Source organism: Pseudomonas folii (assembly GCF_014357575.1).
GTDB lineage: Bacteria > Pseudomonadota > Gammaproteobacteria > Pseudomonadales > Pseudomonadaceae > Aquipseudomonas > Aquipseudomonas folii.
This window is the reverse complement of record NZ_JACONW010000091.1, coordinates 1-24,143: the sequence shown is the minus strand read 5'-3', so window position 1 is coordinate 24,143 and position 24,143 is coordinate 1. Positions and strand designations below refer to the sequence as shown.

The 24,143-nt window shown below is 58.8% G+C and carries 17 protein-coding genes; 10 read left to right on the top strand and 7 right to left on the bottom strand.

Translation table 11 applies throughout. The features are described from left to right. The first annotated feature begins 82 nt into the window (after window positions 1–82). The 6 genes from H8S59_RS17840 to H8S59_RS17815 all read left to right on the top strand — a co-directional run bounded on the left by H8S59_RS17840 (window position 83) and on the right by H8S59_RS17815 (window position 5,343). Window positions 83–1,366: a TIGR03862 family flavoprotein gene (locus H8S59_RS17840; RefSeq protein WP_187522294.1), complete on the top strand. Its 1,284-nt coding sequence runs from the start codon at window positions 83–85 to the stop codon at window positions 1,364–1,366. A gap of 273 nt (window positions 1,367–1,639) precedes the next feature. Beyond that, window positions 1,640–1,945 (top strand): nucleotide pyrophosphohydrolase, encoded by a 306-nt coding sequence (locus H8S59_RS17835; RefSeq protein ID WP_027898419.1) that lies wholly within the window; start codon window positions 1,640–1,642, stop codon window positions 1,943–1,945. Then, window positions 1,942–2,691 carry a methyltransferase gene (locus tag H8S59_RS17830; RefSeq protein WP_187522293.1) on the top strand — a complete coding sequence of 250 codons (750 nt, stop codon included), beginning with the start codon at window positions 1,942–1,944 and terminating at the stop codon, window positions 2,689–2,691. The genes H8S59_RS17835 and H8S59_RS17830 overlap by 4 nt, the downstream gene beginning before the upstream one ends. An 89-nt stretch (window positions 2,692–2,780) precedes the next feature. Further along, window positions 2,781–3,407, top strand: coding sequence for a DUF4136 domain-containing protein (locus tag H8S59_RS17825; RefSeq protein WP_095101790.1), 627 nt, complete (start codon window positions 2,781–2,783; stop codon window positions 3,405–3,407). Window positions 3,408–3,425: 18 nt separating this feature from the next. Beyond that, entirely contained in the window at window positions 3,426–3,983 is a 558-nt protein-coding gene (locus tag H8S59_RS17820; protein ID WP_187522292.1) for a DUF4136 domain-containing protein, read from the top strand. 586 nt (window positions 3,984–4,569) lie between these two features. Next, a complete protein-coding gene (locus H8S59_RS17815; RefSeq protein ID WP_095101794.1) occupies window positions 4,570–5,343 on the top strand; it encodes a response regulator transcription factor in 774 nt (257 codons plus the stop codon). 10 nt (window positions 5,344–5,353) lie between these two features. Here H8S59_RS17815 and pbpC read toward each other — a convergent pair whose 3' ends face one another. Beyond that, window positions 5,354–7,666 carry a peptidoglycan glycosyltransferase PbpC gene (gene pbpC / locus H8S59_RS17810; RefSeq protein ID WP_095101924.1) on the bottom strand — a complete coding sequence of 771 codons (2,313 nt, stop codon included), beginning with the start codon at window positions 7,664–7,666 and terminating at the stop codon, window positions 5,354–5,356. 272 nt (window positions 7,667–7,938) lie between these two features. Here pbpC and H8S59_RS17805 point away from each other — a divergent pair, with 272 nt between their 5' ends. After that, the gene (locus H8S59_RS17805) at window positions 7,939–8,232 is read left to right on the top strand and encodes a hypothetical protein (RefSeq protein WP_027898425.1); all 294 of its coding nucleotides are present in this window, start codon (window positions 7,939–7,941) and stop codon (window positions 8,230–8,232) included. Window positions 8,233–8,330: 98 nt separating this feature from the next. Here H8S59_RS17805 and H8S59_RS17800 read toward each other — a convergent pair whose 3' ends face one another. Further along, window positions 8,331–13,271 carry an alpha-2-macroglobulin family protein gene (locus H8S59_RS17800; RefSeq protein ID WP_187522291.1) on the bottom strand — a complete coding sequence of 1,647 codons (4,941 nt, stop codon included), beginning with the start codon at window positions 13,269–13,271 and terminating at the stop codon, window positions 8,331–8,333. A 594-nt stretch (window positions 13,272–13,865) separates the two neighbouring features. Between H8S59_RS17800 and H8S59_RS17795 the strand changes: the two genes are divergently transcribed. After that, window positions 13,866–15,224, top strand: coding sequence for an MATE family efflux transporter (locus H8S59_RS17795; RefSeq protein ID WP_187522290.1), 1,359 nt, complete (start codon window positions 13,866–13,868; stop codon window positions 15,222–15,224). Here the strand turns inward: H8S59_RS17795 and H8S59_RS17790 are convergent. The 5 genes from H8S59_RS17790 to H8S59_RS17770 form a co-directional block, all read right to left on the bottom strand. Next, a complete protein-coding gene (locus H8S59_RS17790) occupies window positions 15,196–16,605 on the bottom strand; it encodes a contractile injection system protein, VgrG/Pvc8 family (protein WP_187522289.1) in 1,410 nt (469 codons plus the stop codon). The two genes, H8S59_RS17795 and H8S59_RS17790, sit on opposite strands and share 29 nt — an antisense overlap. 303 nt (window positions 16,606–16,908) lie before the next feature. Then, complete coding sequence (gene speA / locus H8S59_RS17785) at window positions 16,909–18,822, bottom strand: arginine decarboxylase (protein WP_187522288.1); 1,914 nt, start codon at window positions 18,820–18,822, stop codon at window positions 16,909–16,911. Between the two features lie 147 nt (window positions 18,823–18,969). Next, the gene (locus H8S59_RS17780; protein ID WP_095101804.1) at window positions 18,970–19,341 is read right to left on the bottom strand and encodes a translation initiation factor Sui1; all 372 of its coding nucleotides are present in this window, start codon (window positions 19,339–19,341) and stop codon (window positions 18,970–18,972) included. 317 nt (window positions 19,342–19,658) lie between these two features. Continuing rightward, window positions 19,659–20,195, bottom strand: coding sequence for an NUDIX hydrolase (locus H8S59_RS17775; protein ID WP_187522287.1), 537 nt, complete (start codon window positions 20,193–20,195; stop codon window positions 19,659–19,661). A gap of 3 nt (window positions 20,196–20,198) precedes the next feature. After that, entirely contained in the window at window positions 20,199–21,278 is a 1,080-nt protein-coding gene (locus H8S59_RS17770) for a DUF2333 family protein (RefSeq protein WP_095101808.1), read from the bottom strand. 509 nt (window positions 21,279–21,787) lie between these two features. On the opposite strand from H8S59_RS17770, the gene H8S59_RS17765 reads away from it, so the two are divergent. After that, the gene (locus H8S59_RS17765) at window positions 21,788–22,288 is read left to right on the top strand and encodes a BRO-N domain-containing protein (protein WP_187522286.1); all 501 of its coding nucleotides are present in this window, start codon (window positions 21,788–21,790) and stop codon (window positions 22,286–22,288) included. A gap of 125 nt (window positions 22,289–22,413) precedes the next feature. Then, window positions 22,414–24,072 (top strand): diguanylate cyclase, encoded by a 1,659-nt coding sequence (locus H8S59_RS17760; RefSeq protein WP_187522285.1) that lies wholly within the window; start codon window positions 22,414–22,416, stop codon window positions 24,070–24,072. Window positions 24,073–24,143: the final 71 nt, after the last annotated feature.

Below are 24,143 nucleotides of genomic sequence, written 5' to 3'. Positions count from 1 at the left end.
TTCACTGCGCGACGGCGCTCTCCTACAGAGGTTGCGAGGCAGGTAGAATGCCCCACCCACCCGCAAAGACACGCACCTCGCCATGACAGACATCACGCCGACCACCACCCCCTCAGTCGCCATCATCGGCGGCGGCCCTGCTGGTTTGATGGCGGCCGAGGTGTTGAGCCAGGCCGGGATCAAGGTCGATCTGTACGATGGCATGCCTTCTGTGGGTCGCAAGTTTCTGCTGGCGGGTGTCGGTGGCATGAACATCACCCATTCCGAGCCCTACCCTGCCTTCCTTTCCCGCTATGCTGAACGCTCTGGCGACATCGCTCCGCTGCTGCGCAGTTTTGGCGCGGATGACCTGTGCGAGTGGATTCACGACCTCGGTATCGAAACCTTCGTCGGCAGCTCGGGCCGGGTCTTTCCTACCGACATGAAAGCGGCGCCGCTGCTGCGCGCCTGGCTCAAACGCTTGCGCGAGAACGGCGTCACGATCCATACGCGACATCGCTGGCTTGGCTGGGATGCCGCAGGCAACGTACGTATTGCACACCCTGAAGGCGAAACAGCCTTGAGCCCCGATGCCGTGTTACTTGCACTAGGTGGCGCAAGCTGGTCCCGTCTGGGCTCCGATGGCGCATGGTGGCCGCTGCTCGCCGAGCGAGGCGTTGATCTCACGACACTGCAAGCCGCCAACTGCGGTTTCGAAGTGGCCGGATGGAGCGAGTTGCTGCGCAGCAAGTTCGCGGGCGCACCGTTGAAAAACATTGGCATCGGCATGCGCGGGCAGACGCCTCGCCTCGGTGAATGTGTGATCACCGACAACGGCGTAGAAGGCAGCCTGATCTATGCACTGTCGGCGCAGATTCGTGAAGAAATCAATCGGCAAGGTTCTTCCACCGTCCTGATCGATCTGCTGCCGGCAAAAGCGTCTCCAGCCATTCAGAAAGCCCTGGAAAAACCTCGGGGTTCGCGCTCCATGTCCAAACACTTGCACAGCCAACTGGGTATCGATGGGGTGAAGGCCGCCTTGTTGCGAGAGCTGGCCCCGCGTGAAGCGTTCGATGATCCCGCTCAACTGAGCCAGATCGTGAAAGCCCTGCCGCTGAACTTGATCAAAGCCCGCCCGCTGGACGAAGCCATTAGTACGGCTGGCGGTGTAACCTTCGAAGCCATGGACCAACGCCTGATGCTCAAGCAATTACCCGGCGTATTCTGCGCCGGTGAAATGCTCGACTGGGAAGCGCCAACCGGTGGTTACCTGCTCACCGCATGCTTCGCCAGCGGCAAGGCTGCGGGGCTGGGAGTGCTGGAGTGGTTGAAACAGGGTCAACATAACTCTTCTGTGGGAGATTCGATATTGGCCTGCAAACGCTGATAGGTAGGAGCGAATTTATTCGCGAGGGCGCCGGTTCATACGCAGCTTATGCATGGCTTTAAGTGCTGCCTTCCCGGATGAAGCGGCGCGCCACGCCCAAGCCTGTGGGAGCAGGGCTTGCCCGCGATAAGGCTGGACGCGATCCAAATCAAACCTAGTTGTCTTCATCGCGAGCAAGCTCTGCTCCCAAAGAATTCACTGATGACGAGGGCAACATAGAATCCCCCGCATAGCCATGGCCAGGCACAAACTCTTTGATACTCAGGACACTCCATGAACCTAGAAGAACTCACCCAACGCCTGCACCGCATCCGCGATCAGAACGACTGGAAGCAGTTTCACAGCCCGAAGAATCTGACCATGGCCGCCAGCGTGGAGATGTCCGAGCTAGTGGAAATCTTTCAGTGGCTGACTGAAGACCAGTCCCGCCAACTGCCACCCGAGAAGCTGGAGCATGCCGGTCAGGAAGTGGGCGATATCATTCTTTATTTACTGCTGCTGTGCAGCGAACTGGGGATAGACATGGACACCGTGGTTCGCAGCAAACTGGCTGACAGTGAACGCAGGTTTGCCAAATGAGTGATCGCCACTTTGATCAACTGGCGACCCGATTCGCCGAAAAAATCTACGGCGGAGCCAAGGGCGCGATTCGCCTCGCAGTACTTCAGGCGGACCTGACAGAAGCACTGCCCGAACGGCCACTGCGCGTGCTGGATATCGGTGCCGGGCTGGGCCATATGTCGTTATGGCTGGCCGAGCGCGGCCATGAAGTCACCCTCGCCGAACCGGCCGCACCCATGCTTGAAGGTGCGCGCCAACGATTCACCGACGCAGGTCAGACCGCTACGTTCATTCAGGCACCCTGGCAAGAACTCTCGGATCAGCTGCATGAACCTTACGATCTGGTGCTGTGCCACGCCGTGCTTGAATGGCTGGCCGAGCCGCACACCATCCTTCCGGTGCTGCATCAGTTGACCAGAGCGGATGGCTGGCTGTCCCTGGCATTTTACAACCGCGACGCGCTGATCTATCGCAACCTGCTCAAAGGCCACTTCAAGAAAATGCGCAAGAACGACATGGCCGGTGAGAAGCAAAGCCTGACCCCGCAACAGCCCCTTGATCCCCGTGAACTGGCGGCGCAACTTGAAGGCCTGTGGCGTGTCGAAACCCAGAGCGGTGTCAGAGTGTTTCACGACTACATGCCCGTGGAATTCCAGGCACGGGCCGAACTGGTGGATTTGCTGGAAATGGAGCTGGCTCACCGTCGGCATCCCGTCTATGCAGGGCTGGGTCGATATCTGCATTGGGTGTGCCGCCCACTCTGACTCTTGATAAGCGCCGGGTTGATCACAGGCAGTCCGGCATCGCTGATCCCCGTTTTCCTGTCTTCGAAGGCCACTTTGCGGAGGCCATGATGAAACGCCGCCTTGCTTTGATTCCTCTGTTCCTCGGTCTGGCTGCCTGCCAGAGCGATAACCCGTACCGCGCCGATTCCAGACCACTGCCCCCGGCCCCCGCCCACGCCGCCAATGCCGTGGACATGAGCGCTTACCCGGCTCCGCCACGGGACTACGGGCGCTATCGCAACTGGACCTGGCGCAACAACCAACTGCCCGGCGGCTCGGCGTGGGCCGATTCGGCGCAAATCGCCGAGGCGGTCAGCAATGGTCTGGATCAGCGTGGTCTGCGCCCGGCGAACGGCACGCAACCTGCCGACCTGCAAGTAAGCGCGCAAACCCGTATGGAGATCCGCACTCGCCAGGTGCGTGACGACTATTACGATCCTTACTATGGCGGAAGCGGAATCGGCTATGGCCGTGGCCCATACGGCAACCGCTATGGCGGTTATGCCAGCGTGCCGATCGTGCGCACTTATCAGGAACAGGTGGTCGTCGTCAGCATCAGCCTGTTCGACGCCCGCGACGGTCAGCCGGTGTGGAGTGCCAGCGCAGAAACGCAGAACGGCGGCGATCAGTCCGATCGGTCCAAGGCGTTGCGTCAGGCTGTGCAAAAAGCATTGAGCGCGTATCCTCCTTCCTGACATCTTCGGAGAACTGCCATGTTTCGCCGTCTTGCTCTGCTGTCCCTGCTAGTGCTGCTCAGTGCGTGCCAAACCAACCAGATCAATCGTGACTTCGACGCCAGTCGTGACTTTGGCGGCTACCGCAGCTGGAGCTGGAAAGAGCCCGGCGTGCAGTACCAGCCTGATGACCCACGGATCAAGAGCGACCTTACCGACCAGCGAATTCGCCAGTCGATTGGCGAGCAGCTCGACCAGCGCGGCTTGCGCATGGCTCCGTCGGGTGCCAATGGTGATCTGAGGGTCCAGGCCTGGCTAATCATGGAAAACCGTCAGCAACTGGTCAGCACCAATTACGGTGGAGGCTGGGGCCCGTGGGGAGGTTACGGGTACTGGAACGCACCGATGACCGAGACCCGTAGCGTGGACTACAAGGTCACGACTCTGCAGATCGACCTCTTCGATGGGAAAGACGGCAAACTGGTCTGGCGCGGCAGCACCGAGCGCATCCTCAATCAGGACAACGCCCCAAATGCCCGTGAAACGGCTATTCGTCAGACAGTGGCGAAGATTCTTGAGCAATTTCCGCCACGTTAAGTGGGTTCGTTAGTTGAGGGGCCGACGATAATGGCCCCTTTTTAAATAGGTGTAAGAAGTAAATACTGGCTACTTCAATACGTTAACTATTCTCGTCGTTGAAAACCGATTAAACGTCAAAAAAGCACTTTTTAACGTGGAAATACCTTGACTGCAGACGGCAAAATTTCGGCTTCCATCAATAAATATCGCGATAGTGAGGCCTACACCGTGCCTGTAGGAGTGAGCTTGCTCGCGATCGCGTCAGTTCAGGCGATAAATTCTTCAACCAGAAACCAAATCGCGAGCAAGCTCACTCCTACAAGGTCAGTGTTTTCCTCGCAACAGCGCTGTCTCAGTGACACAGGGAGAACTCCTGAATAGGACCGCGTTCAACCCAGAGGAGCGATTATTGAGTTAACAACTACAGCCAACGCTCCCAAAGAAGCCGCCCACTAGTCGCAAACAATGCTTAGCACTATGTACATAACGCGAAAGTCTGACTACGGTAGTAAAGGTCTCAGGGAACACGTGACCTTAGATCGTATCGATAAAGCGTGAGTTTCGACTCTGACACGCTTTGTATTTCGCAGACAGGGAGTAGCGCGTGAACATCAATTCTTCAGTGAAAGTACTAGTCGTCGACGACCAGCCCTCCGTTGTAAACGAGCTAAGCGGTTTTCTTCAAAGCAACGGCTACGAATGCGCTGGCAGTTATTCAAGCAAAGAAGCACTCGAACAATTTCGTAACGACCCCGAAGTCGGCATCGTCCTTTGCGATTTGCATATGCAAGCGCCCGACGGCCTTGAGCTGGTTCAGGCACTCAAGCTGGCCGCTGGTAAAAAGCGGGTGTTCGAAACCATCGTCCTGACCGTTAACGATGACAAGCAGGATGTGATCAAAGCGCTGCGTGCCGGTGTTGCTGATTACTTTCACAAGCCGGTCAATCTGCGTGAGGTGCTCGAAGGCGTCCAGCGTCAGGAAGCCGTGCTGCATGAGCGGCAAAAGAGCTACCGGCAACTAGGTGAACTCAACGAAAAGCTGCGCTTTCTTGCCGCGTCCATTGATGGTCTTTATGAAGATCTGGACCAGCTCCGTCGTCCGCTATTAACCACTGTCAGTGCCGAGGAAGACGCCGAAGGTGAGATGGATCTGTCGATGCTCTTCGCGCCCCTCTCCCCTCGCCAGCAAGACGTAGCGAAGCTGGTCGCCAAAGGCCATACCAACTATCAGATCGGCTGCAAGCTGGGCATCACTGAGAACACCGTCAAACTGTACGTGTCGCAAGTGCTGCGCCTGACCCACATGCACAACCGCACGCAACTGGCGCTAGCCATGTCGCCAAACGGGCAAAGTCGGCAGCGGGACACGGCTCATTGATGTCCGTTGTTCAATCGACGGTATCAAACACGACCCTTGCAGTCTGACCGCTTTCATCCAGCACGCTTAGTTCATAACGACCGAGGCGTGTCAGGGTCGGGCTGAAATGGGCCTGATTGTCGGTGTCGGCCATCGGCACGCCATCGACAAACCACCAGCGACGACCACTGCCGCCCAAGGCGGAAAGATTCAGGCGTAGCGCCTGGCGACTGCCAGCAGGCAAGCGCAGATGATCGCCCTCACGCACGCCGACGATCGACAGTGGCGGTGCCAGGCTCAGACCCTGCGGCGGGCATGCAGGATCGACTGCGGGCAAGCGCGCTTCTCTGCGTTCGTCACGCGCCAGCCAGGGTTCAAGGGCGGCGGGCCATAGCGCCAGAACCTGCGCCTTCGCCCCAGGACAATCCGCCGCAACCCGCAAACCCTGAGCATTGACCCAAATCTTTTCCTGCAACCCCAGCCCCAACGGTTGATCAATGGCCTGCAACGTTGGCGGCGTGGTGCCCTCCAGCGTCCAGGCAAACCGCTGCCTGCGACAGTTCGGATCGTTCTTGCTCATGGGCTGGCCCAACGGCCAACAAATCGCCGCCACGCCCACGCTCGACGGCACTGGCTGAATCGGCGCGGTGATCCCTCGCTGACTGTCTCTATTAGCCAGCACGTCATGAACCTGCAGCATCAACGGCGCGGCCGACGCCAGGCCAAACTGCCCCGGCACCGGCGTACCGTCGGGACGACCGATCCACACGCCGACCAGATAACGCGGCCCGACACCAATGGCCCAGGCGTCACGAAAACCGTAACTGGTCCCGGTCTTCCAGGCCAACTGTGGGCGCTGTACCAGCTCAGCGTGAGGATCGAGATCCGGGCGCGACTGACCACTGAGGATCTTGCGAATAATCCACGCTGCGCCCGGCGACATCATGCGTCGCTCCCGCAGCGGTGCATCGGGTTGCAAGCGAATATCAGCGCTGCGCCCGCCCCGCGCGAAAGCGCTATACCCACCGACCAGATCCTCCAGACGACTGCCAACGCCACCCAGGATCATCGCCAGATTGGGTTCGGCCAACGGCGGCAGGGTCAGCGGCACTCCGCCGTTGCGCAACTCGGCGGCAAAGCGCTTCGGTCCGTAGGCCTCCAGTAGTTGTACCGCCGGCAAGTTGAGGGACATGGATAACGCTGAACTGGCGGCCACCGCCCCGCTGAACCCCGCCGCAAAGTTACCCGGTCGGTAGTCCCCGTAGTGGCGTGGCACGTCCTGCATCAGGGATTCGGAATGGATCAGTCCGGCATCCATCGACAGCCCGTACAGAAAAGGTTTGAGCGTCGAACCTGGCGAACGCAGGGCGCTGATCATGTCCACGTGGCCAAAACGTTTGGCGTCGTTAATGTCTACCGAACCAACGTAGGCGCGTACCGCCATGCTTTGCGCCTCGACCACGAGGATCGCCGCCGAGGTGCGCTCCGGCAATCGGGCACGCCAACCCAGCAGTAAATCCTCAAGACGACGCTGCAGACCGGCATCCAGCGTGGTGCGAATCAATGGCGGGCTGTCCGGACGGTTCAAACGCCGCGCCAGCAGTGGAGCGAGGCTTGGCTCCTGACGCGGGGCCAGCAGTAACGGCTCTTCCAGCGCTTCATCCACCGATCGTTGCGGCCAGACCTGAAATTGCGCCAGACGCTTGAGCACCTTGTCCCGTGCAACCTGCGCCCGCTGTGGATGACGATCGGGCCGCAAGCGACTCGGCGCCTGGGGCAGCACCGCCAACATTGCTGCTTCGGAGCGGGTCAGTTGCTGCGGTGACTTGCCCAGATAGGCCCAGCTGGCCGCGGCGACACCCTGCAAGGTGCCGCCAAACGGCGCACGATTGAGGTAGATGGCGAGAATCTCATCCTTGGACAGATGCCATTCCAGCTGCATCGTGCGCCACAGTTGTCGCACCTTGCCGGGCAAGGTGCGCGCATGCGGGTCGAGCAACCGTGCCACTTGCATCGACAACGTGCTGCCGCCCGACACCACTCGCGCACCTTTCAGGTTCTGCCACGTCGCTCGCACCAGCGACAGCGGATTGACCCCGGGATGGGTGTAGAACCAGCGATCTTCGTAAGTCAGTAATGCCTCGATGTAATACGGCGAGACCTGGTTGATCGACACCGGATAACGCCATACCCCGTCGGCATCGGCAAAACGCCAGAGCGGCGTACCGTCTTCGGCCAGCACCACGCGGGCCAGATCGTCCTTAGGTAAAGGCAACGGCCAGAGACGGTCGGCGAGCCAGAGCAGGGCGATGATCAATGCCAGTCCGGCAATAAGCCCACCCAGGCACTGTGTGACTAACCTGTGGGAGCGGTGCTTGCCCGCGATAAGGCTGGACGCGATTGACCTGATATCTGCGGCGCCCTTATCGCGGGCAAGCACCGCTCCCACAGGTTCCGTGGACCCCAAAGGTTGCACAGGTCTCCGGCGCTTGAAGAATCGTGACAATATTCCCGGCTTCAAGGCAAAACGCCCTTACACTCCACGGAACTCGCCGCGCCAATTGATAGCCAAAGCGAACAGTCGCCTTTAATCATGACCTTCATCAGGACGCACATATGCAGGTAGAAAGCTTTTTTGAATGGCTGGGCCAGGCGCTCGGCGCGGTCATCCGCTTTATCGTCGATGGGCTGGAATGGTTCTTCAATCTCTTCGCCAGCGCGGGCGGAAATTTTGTCGATGGGTTGTCCCGCACTCTGGGCATGGACACTTCACTGGTCAGCATCCTGGCATTGATCGTCGGTTTGCTGTTCCTGTACTCGGCGATCCGCGCATTCATGCGCGCTTCAATCATCATGGGCATCATCTGGCTGGTGCTGGGCTTGTGGCTGCTGAGCTGGATTATTCATTGATGCGCCTGCCCTTGTAGGAGCTGCCGAAGGCTGCGATAGCGGTGTGTCAGATAAATCGCTTTCGCAGCCTTCGGCAGCTCCTACAGGAATTTGCATCGTTACTTACCCTTCACCACCATCTGCGCAGCCGCTTCACCCAGCGCTTGCCAGTTCGGCCGATACATCGACTCCACTTGCGGCGGCGGTACGCGATAGACACCCGGCGTCACGGCGCGAGCCAGGTACAGCAGATGCACCGTGTTGTAGCCATTCAAATCCAGTGCAGCAACGAAGCGATCACCGCGGTATTCCTGATGCTTGATACCGGCATTCTCCATCGACTGACGCCACTCTTTTACTGATTCGCTGGCGTCTTCCAGGCTGGCAGCGCTTTGCGCCAGATTCTGGTTTTCCAGCTCCAGACCGGCAGGCAACAGATCCACGACCAGTGCGTCCGGCACCCGTTGCTGAGCTTTGACCTCGATGTGCACCAGCAACAGCTGGCCGCTTTTCAACGCGTTGAGGTTGGCAGGTTCGCCATCAAGGCCAAGGTACTCGCGACGAATACTGAGGTTCTCGCCTCCCGCCACCGGTGCCTGAGTCGGATAACCCGACAGCGTCAGTTGCTGATACAGCGTCGCACCGCCCTGATTCTGCACAGACATCGGCGAAGCCAGCAGTGGTCCGTCAAGCTTCAGGCCCGGCTGTTCGTTGCTCAGCTCGCGACTTTCAGCACCCGTATAAAGCGTCGCAGTCCATTTGCTTTCCGGCTTACCCAACAGATCACGTCCCGCGAGGAACAGCGCGTTGCGCTCCTGGGTGGACAGATAGCGGCTTGCGGCCACTTCATCGGCAAGGGCAAACAGGCGCTGGTCGCGCTTGTCAGCGGCCAGATTGTTTTCTTCCAGCAGCGCCAGGATCAACGCCTGATCACGCAACGGACTGCCGTAATCGGCGAGCCATCCGTTACCTTTGCGACCTGCTGCCAGACCAGCCAGCATGGCTTGATCGGCACGCGGCTTGTCGCCCATTTTCTCCAGTGCCACCGACAGCTGCACCAGCGGTAAACCGGAGCGGGCATCGGTGCGACGATCAAACAGGCTGCGCAACGCGCCCAGCGGAGCTTGTTGACTGCGGGACAACACCAGGCCAGCGTACGCCTGCACGGCAAAGCGCGTGTGCTCGGCGTTCTGGCTGTAACTGACTTCGATCTGATTGCGCTCCTGCAGATAACGCAGCAGCCGCTCGTTGGCTTTCTTCAGCGCATCAGGCGGCACCGCAAAACCCTGATCACGCGCACGCAGCAGGAAGTCGGTAACGTAAGCCGTCAGCCAGTATTCTTCCTCGCCATCAGCGTTCCACAACCCGAAGCTGCCGTTATGGCGCTGCATCCCCAGCAGCCGCTCGATGCCCAGTTCGACCTTGCGCTTGCGCACGGCATCGGCTTCACCTTTGATGCCCAGGCGCTTGAGAGTGGCGGCATCCGCATACAGCGATGGATAAAGCCCGCTGGCGGTCTGTTCAAGGCAGCCATAGGGGTAGGCTTCCAGGGCACGAATCTGCTCACCCAGATTGAGCGGCGGACGGCTCGACACCGACAGCATGGCTTCACGCCCCGCAGGTTCGAACGCATCGAGCGCGCCTTCAGGCAGGTTCCACGGCTGCTCGTTCAGCGTTGTGCGGTAATGCTTGAGCATCGCCGGATAAACCGGGCGCACGCCGATGGTCCACTCGCGGGAGAACGGCGGCAGATTTTCGCCTGGCAACACTAAGCCGTTTACTACGATTTTGAACTTGCCCTGCCCCAGCCCGCCCTCGGCGCGCACCGGAATGCGCAGCGTTGTACGTTGCCCCTGGGCCAGTTGCACGCTCTGGCTGAGCGCGCCGTTGGCGAGGCTCAACTGACCTTCGGCGGAGGCTTGCACGGTCAGTTTTTGCGCCTGACCGGACAGGTTTGAAAGGTCCAGCGCTACCGTGGTCTGATCGCCACCGGCAAGGAAGCGCGGTGCCGACAGCTCGGCAATGATCGGCGCGGCCACTACGGTTTTCGCTTCGGCCATGCCGTAACGCTCGCCGGTCCAGGCCTGGGCCATGATGCGCAACTCGCCATTGAAATCCGGAATGTCGACGCTGACTTCACCTTCGCCCTGCTCGTTGAGCGTCACCGGCGCACTTTGCAACGCCACGATCGTCACCGAGGTATCAGGACGCTTGCCGCCCTTGGCCAAGGCGTCACCACCGAAGGCCAGACTTGCCAGACGGTTGCGACCGGCCTCGATCAACTGGCCGTAAACATCCAGCTGATCGGCACCATACTCTTTGCGGCCAAACAGAATGGCGAATGGATCCGGCGTGGCGTAGCGGGTGATATTAAGGATGCCCACGTCTACCGCAGATACCAACACGTGGACTTCTTTCGGCACGCTGCCATCCGCGTTCTTCGCCGCAACCTTGAGTTTCAATGGCTGTTTAGGGCGCATTTTTTCCGGAGCAGTCACGGTCAGCGCCAGCTTGCGTGGCGAGCGATCCAGCGGCAGATGCAGCACGCCAACGGCACGTTTAGGCGTGACGTTAGCCTTGCGCTCACCGGGACGAACCACCAGTGCACTCACGTATAAATCATGCCGCGCCCATTGCTTGTCCAGCGGCACATCGAAGGTCTTGCCCTCCGCAGGCACGTCGATCTCTTGCCACCACAGCGGCCCGTCACTGGACTCAACCAACAAGTAACCTTTGCCTGCTGCAGGCGGCGTGACCGTTACTTTGGCCGTGTCGCCATCGTTGTAACCCGGTTTATCCAGCGCCAGCTTGACCTGGTCGGGACGTACCGCGCCGCCTTCAGCATTGTCCTGCCAGCGATAACCGGCCCAGAAACGCAGACTGCTGATCAAACCGGTTGCAGGATCTTCGACTTCAACCCGGTACGGGCCCCATTCCACCGGGAACGTGACCTTGGCAGTTGCGTCTTGCTTGATGTTGATGGTTTCTTCGCTGAGGTTGAGGAATTTCTCGTTGAAGTGATAACTCCAGCCTTCGCTGTCCGAGTAGTTCCAGTAATAGTCACGACGCTCGCGAACCAACCGGACTTTGACGTTATCGGCAGCCAGCTTGTTACCCGCGTAGTCGGCGACCAGCACTTCGAACTCAACCGGGCCATCACCGTCGGTCTGCGGCATGCCGCTGGCTTCATCGTATTCATCGTTGCTGCCCGGATTGCTACCGAACAGCGGGCGCAGCCCCGGCATCTGATCCGCAGGCCACACCGGCTGCACCAGCCGCCGAGTGATCGGTCGTCCACCGGACTCTTGCAGGCTGGCTTGCAGGATCAACTGCACCGGCGACTTGGCGTTCGACCATTTGCTTTCGACATCCAGGCTCAGCTTGCCCTGTGCGTCCAGGGTGGTAGCTTCAATCTCCAGATCCTGCTTGAGCTCCGGCTCGGTAATCGAACCAAACTGATAACCCGGCAAGCCCGCCACCGCGTCACGCAACGGCCTCACATAGAGCAAACCGGTCAGGTTATTGCCAGACGCCGGAGCGCCGTAGAGGTAACGACCAGTGATGTCGAAAACCGCGTTATCGGTCGTTGCGATGGGTGTTTCGCTGCCTTTGATTTCCAGCGCCAGTCGTTCCGGCAGGAAGTCTTCGACCTGAAATTCATACAGCTGAGGCTTGCCGTCACCCAGGTCGAACACCAGTTGCCAGCGCCCTGTGGGGGCCTCGTCCGCCAGTTGCAACTGATACTGATACAACCCGGACTTATCGGCTTCCCAGACAAACTTGCGGCTGACTTGCTCGTCCGGTCGACGTACTTCGACGGTAATCGGTTGTGGTTTTACGTCTTTGCCGTCGTTATCGCGTAACAAGCCGTTAAGCAGCACGGTTTCCCCCGGACGATACAAATCCCGCGGGCCAAAGATGAAGAACTGCAAAGGGTGGGCTTGTGGCCCGGTGATGTCGAACTCGGCCAGATCCAGCGCCGAGCTGTCCAGACGCAACATACTGGTCTGCTCGTCTTTATGCGCCAGCAGCACGGCAGCCTTGGCCGGCAGAGGTAATTCGGCATGGCCTGCAGAATCAGTTTTCGCCTGACCCACAACTTTGCCATTGCTGTCGTAAAGCTCCAGTTCGACGCCGCTCAACGCTTTACCGCCCTCAAGCGCCTGGGTAAAAGCATCAAGGCGATTGGCGTAGCGATGCACCGACAAACCGATGTCACTCAGGGTAAAGAGCGTCGCGGGATTGGAGTAAGTGTAAGTCCCCGAGGCGCGCATCACGGCGAGGTAAACTCCAGGCCCTTGCAGTGCTTTGATCCCGGCAATCGGCAACAACAGGGTTTCCCGAGTGTTGCGCGCCGGGTTCAGGTCAAAGCGACCTTCGTAAACCAGATCGGCCTTGTCCAATAGCTCTTTGGATTCGTAATACTCGATGCTGGACCCGCCGCGCCAATTGCTGAGAAAGGCTGGCAACGCGTCGGGCTTGACCCGGAAGAACTCGACATTGACCTTGTCGACGTTCAACGCGATTACCGGCAAACCCTCAGCCAGACGAGTCGGCAACAGGCTGCCACGGCTGGCGAAACCGACGGTCGGTTGCAGGTCGGCGGTCTCCAGGCGGCTGATGAATTCCGCTGCGAGTTTCGCTTTGTTGACGCCGATCAATCCCGCATCAACCGTCAGAACCAGTTTGCGCTTGGGTTCCAGATGCCGCAGACGCAGTTCCATGAGGTTGTCGGACAGCTCCCATGCGCCGTCGACCTTGCCATTCTTGCTGTCCACCAGATGCAGTTTTTCAGCGAACTTCTGCTCCGGGTCCAGCGGCACGGAAAAGCTAACCGACAGGGTGCTCGCCCCGTCCACCTGAATCTCTGAAACGTCCACGACAGTCAGGTCGCGGCCCTCATAACGTTTGCTCAACGCGGGAAGATCCACCGCTGGCTTGGGCTTGCTCGCCTCCACCGCTACGGGCTGTGACGCCGGGGCAGGTTTGTCCGGAGCAGAAGAATCACAGGCGCTCAGCAGCGCAAGCGCGCAGGCCAGAAACAGTCCTTTGTTAAACATGGGGCACTCATCGGGGCAGGTTGAGAGAGGGTAACTATATAGCAGGCAAATGACCGCAGAGGTCAGAGCGCGAGAATAGACAGCCAGTTTGAGACTTTGTTCTCAGGGAGCCGTGTAGGAAAAGTGGACAGAGATTGTAGGGTACAGGTTTCAGTGTGGAGGCGGTGGTTCCCCGCGAGAGTGGCTTACGCGGTGATTCAGGCCTGACGCCCTCGCGAACAAGTTCGCTCCTACCGTGTGGCGCGGTGTCAGGTAGGAGGCAACTTGTTGGCGAGAGGGCTTACGCGGCGAATCAGGTCTGACGCCCTCGCGAAGAAGTTCGCGCCTACCGTGTGGCGCGGTGTCAGGTAGGAGGCAACTTGTTGGCGAGAGGGGTTACGCGGTGAATCAGGCCTGACGCCTCGCGAACAAGTTCGCTCCTACCGGTTGGTGCGGTGTGGGGTAGGAGGCAACTTGTTGGCGAGAGGGCTTACGCGGTGAATCAGGTCTGCCGCCCTCGCGAACAAGTTCGCTCCTACCGGTTAGCGCCCTGTCACTCAACCACCTTTTGGGGGGCAGTTCACTCTACAATGCCCGCCTTGCCCGGGAGCTTTCATGTCAAACCTGCTCAACGACTGGCGCGATCGCGCTACCCATCGCAGCGTTTGGGCGCTGGCGGCGCCGATGATTCTGTCGAATATCTCCGTACCGCTGGTGGCGCTGGTCGACAGCGCGGTGATTGGCCATCTGCCCCACGCCCATCAACTGGGCGCTGTGGCCGTGGGCGCGACGCTGTACACCTTTCTCGCCTGGACCATGGGCTTCCTGCGCATGGGCACCACCGGCTTTGCCTCTCAGGCTGCGGGGCGCAATGACGGTTCTGCGTTACGTCAGATCCTGCTGCAAGGCCTGTTGCTGGCGATGGGACTGGCGTTATTACTTGGGGTGATCGGCCTGCCGTTCAGTCATCTGGCCCTGAGCCTCATGCAGCCATCCGCCGACCTGCAACAGCTGACTGAAGCATTCTTCCACACCCGGCTCCTGGGCTTGCCCGCCGCCCTGGCCGGTTACGCACTGGTCGGCTGGTTTCTCGGCACACAGAATGCCCGCGCGCCGCTGATGATTCTGTTGACCACCAACCTGGTCAACATCGCCCTGAACCTGTGGTTCGTACTCGGGCTGGACTGGGGCGTGGTGGGTTCGGCCCGTGCTTCGGTCGTCGCCGAGTGGACAGGCGCACTGCTCGGCCTGGCACTGACCCGCAAGACCCTGCTCGCCTGGCCGGGCCAGGTGCTGTGGCCCGCCCTTAAACGCTGGGGAAACTGGCGGCCGCTGCTGGCTGTGAACCGTGACATCTTCATCCGCAGCCTGGCGCTGCAATCGGTGTTTTTCCTGATTACCGTGCAGGGCGCACGGCTCGGCGACGCCACGGTGGCCGCCAACGCGCTGCTGCTCAACGGCCTGCTGCTGACCGCCCATGCGCTGGACGGGCTGGCCCATGCGGTTGAGGCGCTGTGCGGCCATGCGATCGGTGCCAAAAACAAGCTCGCATTGCGCCGCTCGCTGACGGTCGCCGGAGGTTGGTCGCTGATCGCCAGCGTGGCGTTCGCGCTGCTGTTCATGGTCGCAGGCCATCTGTTTATCGGTCTGCAGACCGATATCGTTGAAGTACGCGAGACCGCTTTCATCTACCTGCCCTATCTGGCCGCGCTGCCCTTGCTGGCGGTCTGGAGTTACCTGCTCGACGGCCTGTTCATCGGTGCTACCCGCGCCAGGGAAATGCGTAACACCATGCTGGTCAACATGTTGCTGGTCGCTCCGTTCGCGTATGGGCTGCAAAGCTTCGGCAACCATGGCTTATGGCTGACGTTGCTGCTATTCATGCTGCTACGAGCGTTGACCCTGGGGTATGTCACCTGGCGACTGAGCAAAAGCGGTGCGTGGTTCAGCGCTCCGGATCAACATCAGACTTGAGCCCGGCGGTCATCTGAATTTGCGGGCTGCTCAGTTTCACTCCAGCAGCGTCGATGCTCAGCGTGCTGTCACCGACGGTGAAGGACAATTCGCAGCCTTGCTGATAACTGACCCGCGAGCCACCTTCGATTTGAATCCATGACCTGCCATCCACGGCCGTTATAGGCATCAGGTTCACCTCAAGCTTTTCAGGCGGCGATGACGTTTTCGGCGATTCGGCAATGGCGTCCGTGGATTGCCACACACAGGCGCTGATCAATGGCCGATCCATATCACCCTCAATAAAACTCACCACCACCGGCATGCCGCCACGCAGTGTCTTGCTCAGGTGTGTAGCCACCGGCAGCCAACAGTCGCCCCCTTCCCCGCCTTGCCCTGGATAACTCCAATCAAATTGCACATTGATCCGGCCTTCGGCGTCAGCGCTGACGGGCTCATCTACCGCACCGACCACATAAGCACACTGAATCGTCGCCACACAGGCTCGCGGCCGAGGCGGCGGTTTGAAACCCGACTCCCACGGCGCGACCTGAAAATGATTGATGTACATACCCTTCTGAACAGTGGGCACGCTGCGCAACTGACGGGTATCAAAGCCGCGGTGTACCACGCCCGTCACCAGCCAAAGATGGTTCAGATCTTCCTGCGGATGCCCCATGAGCGGTAGCAAGTGCCCCGCCGAAACGAAGGGCAGTGTGCTTTCACCTTCGCCCTTCTGGCGTGTGCGATCCGATTGCTCGCCACCTTCCGTCACCGCAAAACGGATAACGCCCGCCTGCATCGGTACCTGCTGAACGTTGGCCGTCGAGGTACGGCGAAAAACCCGTAAACCATCGCCAAACACCAGCTCATGGCCTTTTCTGGAATGGTGAAAGTGGTAGTGAATGCCCTCTTCCGCACATAACCGCTGCACCAGTTGCAGATCGGATTCCCGGTACTGCGCGCAGAAATCGCGCTTGCGGTACTCGGCTCGCAGATCAAAGCGGTAGCTGTCTTCGCGCAGACCATGTTCCAGCAGCACACGACTGATGATCTGTGGCGTACTCATGTGCTGAAACACCCGCGGCGTGTAGCGTTGCCCCAGACAGGCGAGGCGAGGCCCGATGGACAGGCGATAACACGCGGGGCCCGGTTTGAAGTGGCTGCGCGTGACACTGTGAATCTGCCCGTGCACGCCGGTTTTATCGTCTTGAAAACTCAAGAATGCGGCGCGATACATCAGGCTTTGCTGATCCAGATACGGTTCGTCGATCAGCACTTCCAGCTCAAAGACAAAAGGCTCGCTGATAGCCTCCGTTCCGGTGAACGACAGCACCTGCAACCGCCGAAACAGCGGAGCGATATCCAGATTGAAAGGGTGGTCGACGGCGGGGCCGGACATGGGGAAGGCTCTCTACAGGAACGCGGCCGTGGATTCTGGCCGAGAAGACGCGTGGGGTAGAGGGCGAAACGAAGAATAGGACGTTGCCTACAGAAGAATAGGAAAGTGGAGCAGAGAAGATGGTCTTAAGCTGGAATGCAGTCCCATGTGGGAGCGGTGCTTGCCCGCGATAAAGGCAACACGGTCTGAAGGATAAATCGAGGTGTTCTTATCGCGGGCAAGCACCGCTCCCACATAAAATCGTATCTATTCAGTAACTAATTTTTGTTTGGCGGGAGCCAATAGGTTGGCTCCCGCGTCACATCAAGAAGACAGGTAAGAAGACCTTGTCAGCCCCAAACGCAAAGCATCAAGGAAGTACGTGCGTTCACGCGGGGTGATTTTGGCGCTGGCGACTTTGTCCCGGTAATGGGTCATCAGTTCTTCCGGCGACAAGTGCACGTAGCGCAGCATGTCTTCGATGGTGTCGTGGGTTTCGATGCCGGCGGAATAAACGCTGCCATCCGGGTTCTGGTAGATATTCACCGAGTCGGTATCACCGAACAGGTTATGCATGTCGCCCAGAATTTCCTGATACGCGCCAACCAGGAACACGCCCAGCAAATAGTCTTCGCCTTCGTTCAGGCCATGCACTGGCAAGCTGGTTTCGATGCTTTGCTCGTCCACGTACTGATTGATCTTGCCGTCAGAGTCGCAGGTCAGGTCTTGCAGCACCGCACGACGCAGGGGCTCTTCGTTTAGGCGGTGCAGCGGGATGATCGGCAATACCTGATCGATAGCCCAGGTGTCCGGCAGGCTCTGGAATACCGAGAAGTTGCAGATGTACTTGTCGGCCAGCTTGTCGTTGAGCTCGTCCAGCACCTGACGATGGGAGCGTTGACGCGCTTTCAACGAGTTGTGCAGGCGGCGGCAAACGGCGAAGTAGCACTGCTCACCCAAGGCTTTTTGCGACAGGGAGATTTTGCCATCGGCGTACTGGGTCGCGATGTCACTCATGTAGTGAGTGGCGCGCCAGTAGGTTTCGGTGACCATTTCGATATCGGTCGGGCCGAGCAGATCGACCAGCCACTGCAGGGTTTCCGGCAGGCTTTCCTTGTCTTCGATCTCCGGGACTTCGTCGTTATGCTTCTCGACGTCGGTGACCTGGATAACCAGCATGGCATGGTGCGCGGTCAGCGAGCGGCCGCTTTCCGAGAAAATGTGCGGATGCGGCAGGCCCTGCGCATCGCAGAACTCTTTGAGCATGCCCACGACCACACCGGCGTAATCGTCCATGTCGTAGTTGATGGAGCTGGCGTTGCGCGAGTGAGTACCGTCGTAATCGACACCCAGACCGCCGCCTACGTCGATGTGATCCACCGGCAGGCCAAGGTTACGCAGCTCGCCGTAGTAACGAATCGCTTCCTTGAAACCGTGCTGATAGTCCGCAAGGTTGGCGATCTGCGAACCCATATGGAAGTGCAGCAACCGAATACCCTGATCCAGACCCGCTTTGCGGAAGCGATCAACGACGGACAGCAACTGCGCCGCCGACAGACCGAACTTGGATTTTTCACCACCGGTATCGGCCCATTTGCTGGACGCCAACGACGACAGACGAACACGCAAGCCTACCTGCGGCGCGACTTTGAGCTCGGCGGCCTCTTCGATCACCAGTTCAACTTCGGATTCTTTCTCGATCACGATGAACACGTTGTGACCCAGTTTCTGACCCATCAGCGCCAGACGAATGAACTCACGGTCCTTGTAACCGTTGCAGACGATAGTGCCGCCTTTCGGGGCCAATGCCAGCACCGCCATCAGCTCAGGCTTGGAACCGGCCTCCAGACCGATGGACACGTTCTGGGTAGCGATGATGTTTTCAACCACCGCCTCCTGCTGGTTCACCTTGATCGGGTACAACGCGGTGTACTGGCTCTGGTACTCCAGACGCGCAATATTGGCGTCGAAGGCACCGGTCAACTGACGCACACGGTCTTGCAGAATATCGGGGAAACGCACCAGCAATGGCAGGCTCAGCCCACTTTTGCGCAAGTCGTCGACCTGCTCGTAAAGATCGATAGGCGAACTGCCCGGCCCATTCGGACGAACCTCTACACGGCCCGCTTCATTGATCGCGAAATAACCAGCGCCCCAATGGCGGATACCGTAGACACTGCGGCTATCCGCAACGGTCCATTGGCTGCCATCGTCTTTACGTGTGCGTCGTACGGACATCGAAGTCCCCTATAAAAAAGTCTGGTAGCGCCAGCCATAGACAGGCTGGGCGCAGTGTAAAGAGTGCAAGTGACGGTTTGGTGCCAGGCACTGATGGAAAGTAGACCCGCGATGCAAGCCAGAGTTTGCCTGCGGTCCGCAGAGCCATCAGCCGCCGGATTTCTTCGCCTTGAAGCCCTGCTTGATCAGCTCGGCCAGCAGCAGTTCGACGTGATCGCCCTGAATCTCGATCACCCCGTCCTTGAGCGCTCCGCCGGTGCCACATCGTTGTTTGAGGGTTTTGGCCAGATCCTTGAGGCCATCTTCAGGCAATGGCACGCCGGTAATAGTCGTTACCGTTTTACCGCCACGGCCTTTGCTTTCGCGGCGCACACGGGCAATGCCATCCCCTTCGGGAATAAGCGTCTGTTTGCAGATGCAGGCATCAATGGGCTGACGACAGTCGGGACAATGCCGTCCCGCGTCGGTGGAAAATACCAGGCCACCCAGGGCGGCGAAGGATGAGGCTTTTTTAGCCACCGCAAATCCTCTTGTTGAGGACTGAAGATTGGTCGACATCCATAAAGGGTCGGCCGCGAAGCCCCACTCAGGCAGGGGCAGCGCAGCTGGACGGAAAACCCCGGCCAGCTTGAAAAGGTCGCGCAGTGTAACGGCAAAAAGCCCGGTTGCTAAGGGCCAATGTGCGCCAATTTACTCAACATTTGCGACGTAGGGGATGACTCGTCATCTAACTGATCACTGCGTCATGTGGGAGCGGTGCTTGCCCGCGATAAGGGGACCGCGATTCACTTTGGATCGCGGTGCCCTTATCGCGGGCAAGCACCGCTCCCACAGGATTAACGCGTCGCTCCCAGATACCGCTTCAACGCCGCCACCGAGTCCGGGCAATACGGCTTTTGTTCGGCTTCGCGCAGGGCGTCGTCTATCGGTACGAACCGTGCCTCCAGCACCTCTTCGGGCTGCAACGTCAAAGGCCCGTCCCAGACCGCCGAGAACACTGCGCACCAGAGCCGGTTGCCCGGTTGATCAAAGAAAAAGTGCTCATGCTCGGTCAGCGGTACGCCGCTGACGCCCAACTCCTCAGCCAGCTCCCGTGCAGCGGACTCGGCATAGCTCTCGTCGGCCTGCACCATGCCGCCCGCTGCTACATCCCAATAACCGGGATAAATGGCTTTGCTCAGCGTACGGCGATGCACGCAAAGCTCGCCTGCGGAATTGAACAGCAGAATATAAGTGCCACGCCCGATCAGCCCTGCCTCACGCAATTGCGAGCGGACCATGCCCCCAAGTGGCTGATCCAGCTCATCAACCCAGGCGATCAGTTCGGCGTCCGAGGCGGCGCGGTGCGCAGCCTCGGTGGCTGAGAACGACATCGATCAGCCCTGGGACAGCAGTTGACGAAGGTCGATCACAGCGGCGTTGGCGCGGGAAATATAGTTGGCCATGACCAACGAGTGGTTAGACAACACGCCGAACGCACTGCCGTTGAGCACCATCGGGCTCCACAGCGGTTCTTGCGACGCTTCCAGCTCACGAATGATCTGACGCACGCTGACGGTGGCGTTCTTTTTGGCCAATACGTCGGCAAAATCAACTTCGATGGCGCGCAGCAAGTGCGAAAGCGCCCAGGCCTGACCGCGCGCTTCATAGAACACGTCGTCGATTTTCAACCATGGCGTTTCAACGATTTCCTCATCCACCTGTGGCACTTCGCCCGGTTTCACGGCAACCAGCGCCTCGGTTTTCAAGGTGCTGTTGAGTTTCACACGGCCAACACTGGCCGAAAGACGCTGCGACAGCGAACCCAGACGGGTGTTGACGTCGCCCAGCCAGTTACTGAGATTGTCAGCGCGCGCATAAAACAGCGCAGTTTTTGAATTAGGGTCGGACAGACGCTCTTCGTAACGATTCAGTGCCGCAATACCGTCGCGGTACTGAGACTCACTGGAAGGCAGAATCCAGCTGTTGTTGCTGAAGTTGAACAGCGGCTCAGCGCGGGCCAGATCACCATCTTCAGCCGATTGGGACTGGGAACGGGAAAAATCCTTACGCATGGCACGGCTCAAATCCCGCACCTGGAACATCACTCCGTATTCCCAGCTGGGAATATTGTCCAGCCACAGGCCAGGCGGGAAGCGGTCGTTGGACAAATAGCCGCCACGTTTTTCAAGCAGGGTGCTTACAACGGTCTTAAGGGTTTCAACAGTGGTGTAACCAATCACCATCTGCTTGCCTTCACGCTCGGCCGCAGCCTGAGCATTTTGCTGGACGGGGAACAACGCCGGTTCACTGCTCCAGTACCAGCCGATCAGCAAGGTGACCACCAGGTAAATCGCAACCACGGCACCCAGCGCACGGCTGTAAAACAGCCCACTCAGGTACCCGCGGCGCTTGACCGAAGACGGTTCATCGACGCGCTCTTTCGCGCTGCCTGCGCGGTTCTTCCAATCCAGCATGGCTATGTCCTTTCAATCACAGGGTTCAGTGCTCTGACCGCAACCTTACAGCAAGGTGCCTTTTGCAGGTATGTCAGGGTGGGAGGTTTTGTTAAGGATAGTCACCCAGCAAATGCAAAATCTGTAGGAGCTGCCGAAGGCTGCGAACGCAATCCTCCTGAAACACCGCCATCGCAGCCTTCGGCAGCTCCTACAGGGGTTGGTGTTGTTACCTATGAAACAACCACAACAAAACCAGAAACGTCCTACAGCATTGGCCATTGACCCAAAACGGCTGCTCTTTGATCATTCCGCCCCTGAGCCTAAGAACTCACAATCCGTACACCCGCCACGATAGACAGCGGTTTTTTTGCGCCTGCGCTAAGGTCACTTAGCGCAGGCGTTTAATGCGTCTGTTCGTCTGTCATGTCGGGAGTCGGCTAATAAAAGACCCTCCGGGGGAATATGCCGGCACTAGATTGGGTGTTCTTAGCTCCCGACGCCTTCAGCTAATAACAAGGACAGACAGCATGGACACGCCTTTCGAACCCCTACGCTTCACCCATCAGAAACGCCATCTGCACGCCCTGATCATGGAGCAACAAGCCTGGTTCTGTGCCCGCGATCTGGGCCGGCTGATGGGCCTGTTCCTTGAAAATCGTTTAGTCCGCAAACTTGACCCCGACCAGCGCTGCACCCTGAATCTAGACTACTACGACGAAGCCCAGGAAATGCTCATGGTCAGCGAGTCTGCGGCGTATGCATTACTGGTCCACCACCATCACCCGGCCAATAGCCAGTTGCGCCAGTGGATCACCCACGAAGTCATGCCCACGCTATTCGCTGCTCGACTTCATTCACTGCACAACAGCCCGACGCCCGCACGACTGGAATGGCAAGGCGGCGAGCTAAGCGTTATTCATTGGCAAAATGAGCCGTGGATCAGGCTGCGGGATATGCCAAGTCTGTTGCCGGGGCGAGAAGCATTACCTGCAAAAACCGAGAAATGGAGCGCCACAACCGGGCGATGAGGGGCAAAAACCGTCCAGTCATCTAAATGTTGCCAACTATTTGACTTGGGGTACGTGCTAGGCGGAAAGTAGGTGGTAGCATAGCGCCAGCAGTGATCCATCAGAGAACACACACGTAGCCCGATATGACCGAGCCAGCAGATCCAAATCGCGATCGTCTCAAACATCACTTCGCTCAGCGCGTCATTCATCAGGCACGTCAGATTCTTGAGGCCTGGCAGCGACTGCAGCAGGGCGAGTGGACTGCGACGGATATGGCGGAATTTCAGGATGCCAATCAGCGTCTGCTACGTTTTGCCGAGCGTTTTGAGCAAATCGAGCATATCGAGCTGGCCCAAGCCATCAATGCGTCGCTGGAAGCGGTCGAAGCGAATCGTGGACGGTTAACCAGCAACCTGATTACTGAACTCAACAGTTTGATGCAGCGGCTGTCCCGCACAGGTCTGCGTCATGGCGATCGTTTCGAGCAAACCTCGCTACCGCCGTTGCGCAAGCCTATCTATATCGCGCTGCAGGATTTCGAACGCGCCGAGCGCTTGAGCAAGCAGCTGGACTTTTTTGGCCTGTACGCTCAGGCGCTGGACGGTCTGAGTGATTTCCAGACAGCCATGGCTCATCGTCATCCCTCTGCCATCGTGATCGATGTGGATTTCTGCGGCCCGGGCGAAGGCCTGAAACTGGCGGCGGGTGTCCAGCAGGGACTTGAGCAAAAACTGCCGCTGATTTTTTTCAGCCATCACGAAACGGATACCCCGACACGTCTGGCCGCTGTGCGCGCCGGTGGCGAGGAGTTTCTGACCGGTACGCTGGAGGCTTCGAGCCTGTTGGAGAAAATCGAAATTCTCACCTGTGTGGCGCAATACGAGCCTTACAAGGTGCTGATCATCGATGACTCCCGCGCCCAGGCCTTGCATACCGAGCGCCTGCTCAACAGTGCCGGGATCGTGACCCGTACGTTGCTTGACCCGATCCAGGCCATGGCCGAGCTGGCAGACTTCCAGCCGGACCTGATCATCCTCGACATGTATATGCCGGGCTGCACCGGTACCGAACTGGCCAAGGTGATCCGTCACAACGACCGTTATGTCAGTGTGCCGATCATTTATCTGTCTGCTGAAGATGATCTGGACAAGCAGCTGGACGCCATGAGCGAAGGCGGCGATGACTTCCTGACCAAGCCGATCAAGCCGCGCCACCTGATTACCACCGTGCGCAACCGTGCTGCGCGGGCACGCAATCTCAAGGCGCGCATGGTTCGGGACAGCCTGACCGGCCTTTATAACCACACTCATATCCTGCAACTGCTGGAAGATTGCTGCTTCCGTGCCCGCCGGGAAAATCAGCGGCTGTGTTTCGCGATGCTGGATATTGATCACTTTAAAAAGGTCAACGACAGCCACGGCCATCCCATGGGCGACCGGGTAATCAAGAGCCTGGCGTTGTTCCTCAAACAGCGGCTGCGCAAGACGGACTATATTGGCCGATATGGCGGAGAAGAATTCGCCATCGTGATGCCTGACACGGATATCCAGAGCGCTCATTTCACGCTGGATGAAATCCGCCGGCGCTTTGCTGAAATCCACTACCCTGCGCAACCCGCCGATCTGTTCTGCACATTCAGCGCTGGCGTTGTGGAAATGGGTGACAAGGACGACAGCCTGCTGCTGGCCTCCCGCGCCGACGAAGCGCTGTACCGGGCAAAACATGCCGGGCGTAATCATGTGTTTCTGGAATATGACGCGAAACAGAGCTCGATACTGCTGAGTGTGGCTGACAAGGCCTGAGTTCGTCAGCACGCAAACGCTCCCATCAAAATAAAGTTATAACTACCTGAATAGATGAGATTTTTATGTGG

Coding starts and splice junctions, on each gene's coding strand:
- H8S59_RS17840 (WP_187522294.1), top strand. CDS start 83: ATGACAGACATCACGCCGACCACCACCCCCTCAGTCGCCATCATCGGC.
- H8S59_RS17835 (WP_027898419.1), top strand. CDS start 1,640: ATGAACCTAGAAGAACTCACCCAACGCCTGCACCGCATCCGCGATCAG.
- H8S59_RS17830 (WP_187522293.1), top strand. CDS start 1,942: ATGAGTGATCGCCACTTTGATCAACTGGCGACCCGATTCGCCGAAAAA.
- H8S59_RS17825 (WP_095101790.1), top strand. CDS start 2,781: ATGAAACGCCGCCTTGCTTTGATTCCTCTGTTCCTCGGTCTGGCTGCC.
- H8S59_RS17820 (WP_187522292.1), top strand. CDS start 3,426: ATGTTTCGCCGTCTTGCTCTGCTGTCCCTGCTAGTGCTGCTCAGTGCG.
- H8S59_RS17805 (WP_027898425.1), top strand. CDS start 7,939: ATGCAGGTAGAAAGCTTTTTTGAATGGCTGGGCCAGGCGCTCGGCGCG.
- H8S59_RS17800 (WP_187522291.1), bottom strand. CDS start 13,271: ATGTTTAACAAAGGACTGTTTCTGGCCTGCGCGCTTGCGCTGCTGAGC.
- H8S59_RS17795 (WP_187522290.1), top strand. CDS start 13,866: ATGTCAAACCTGCTCAACGACTGGCGCGATCGCGCTACCCATCGCAGC.
- H8S59_RS17790 (WP_187522289.1), bottom strand. CDS start 16,605: ATGTCCGGCCCCGCCGTCGACCACCCTTTCAATCTGGATATCGCTCCG.
- speA (WP_187522288.1), bottom strand. CDS start 18,822: ATGTCCGTACGACGCACACGTAAAGACGATGGCAGCCAATGGACCGTT.
- H8S59_RS17775 (WP_187522287.1), bottom strand. CDS start 20,195: ATGTCGTTCTCAGCCACCGAGGCTGCGCACCGCGCCGCCTCGGACGCC.
- H8S59_RS17770 (WP_095101808.1), bottom strand. CDS start 21,278: ATGCTGGATTGGAAGAACCGCGCAGGCAGCGCGAAAGAGCGCGTCGAT.
- H8S59_RS17765 (WP_187522286.1), top strand. CDS start 21,788: ATGGACACGCCTTTCGAACCCCTACGCTTCACCCATCAGAAACGCCAT.
- H8S59_RS17760 (WP_187522285.1), top strand. CDS start 22,414: ATGACCGAGCCAGCAGATCCAAATCGCGATCGTCTCAAACATCACTTC.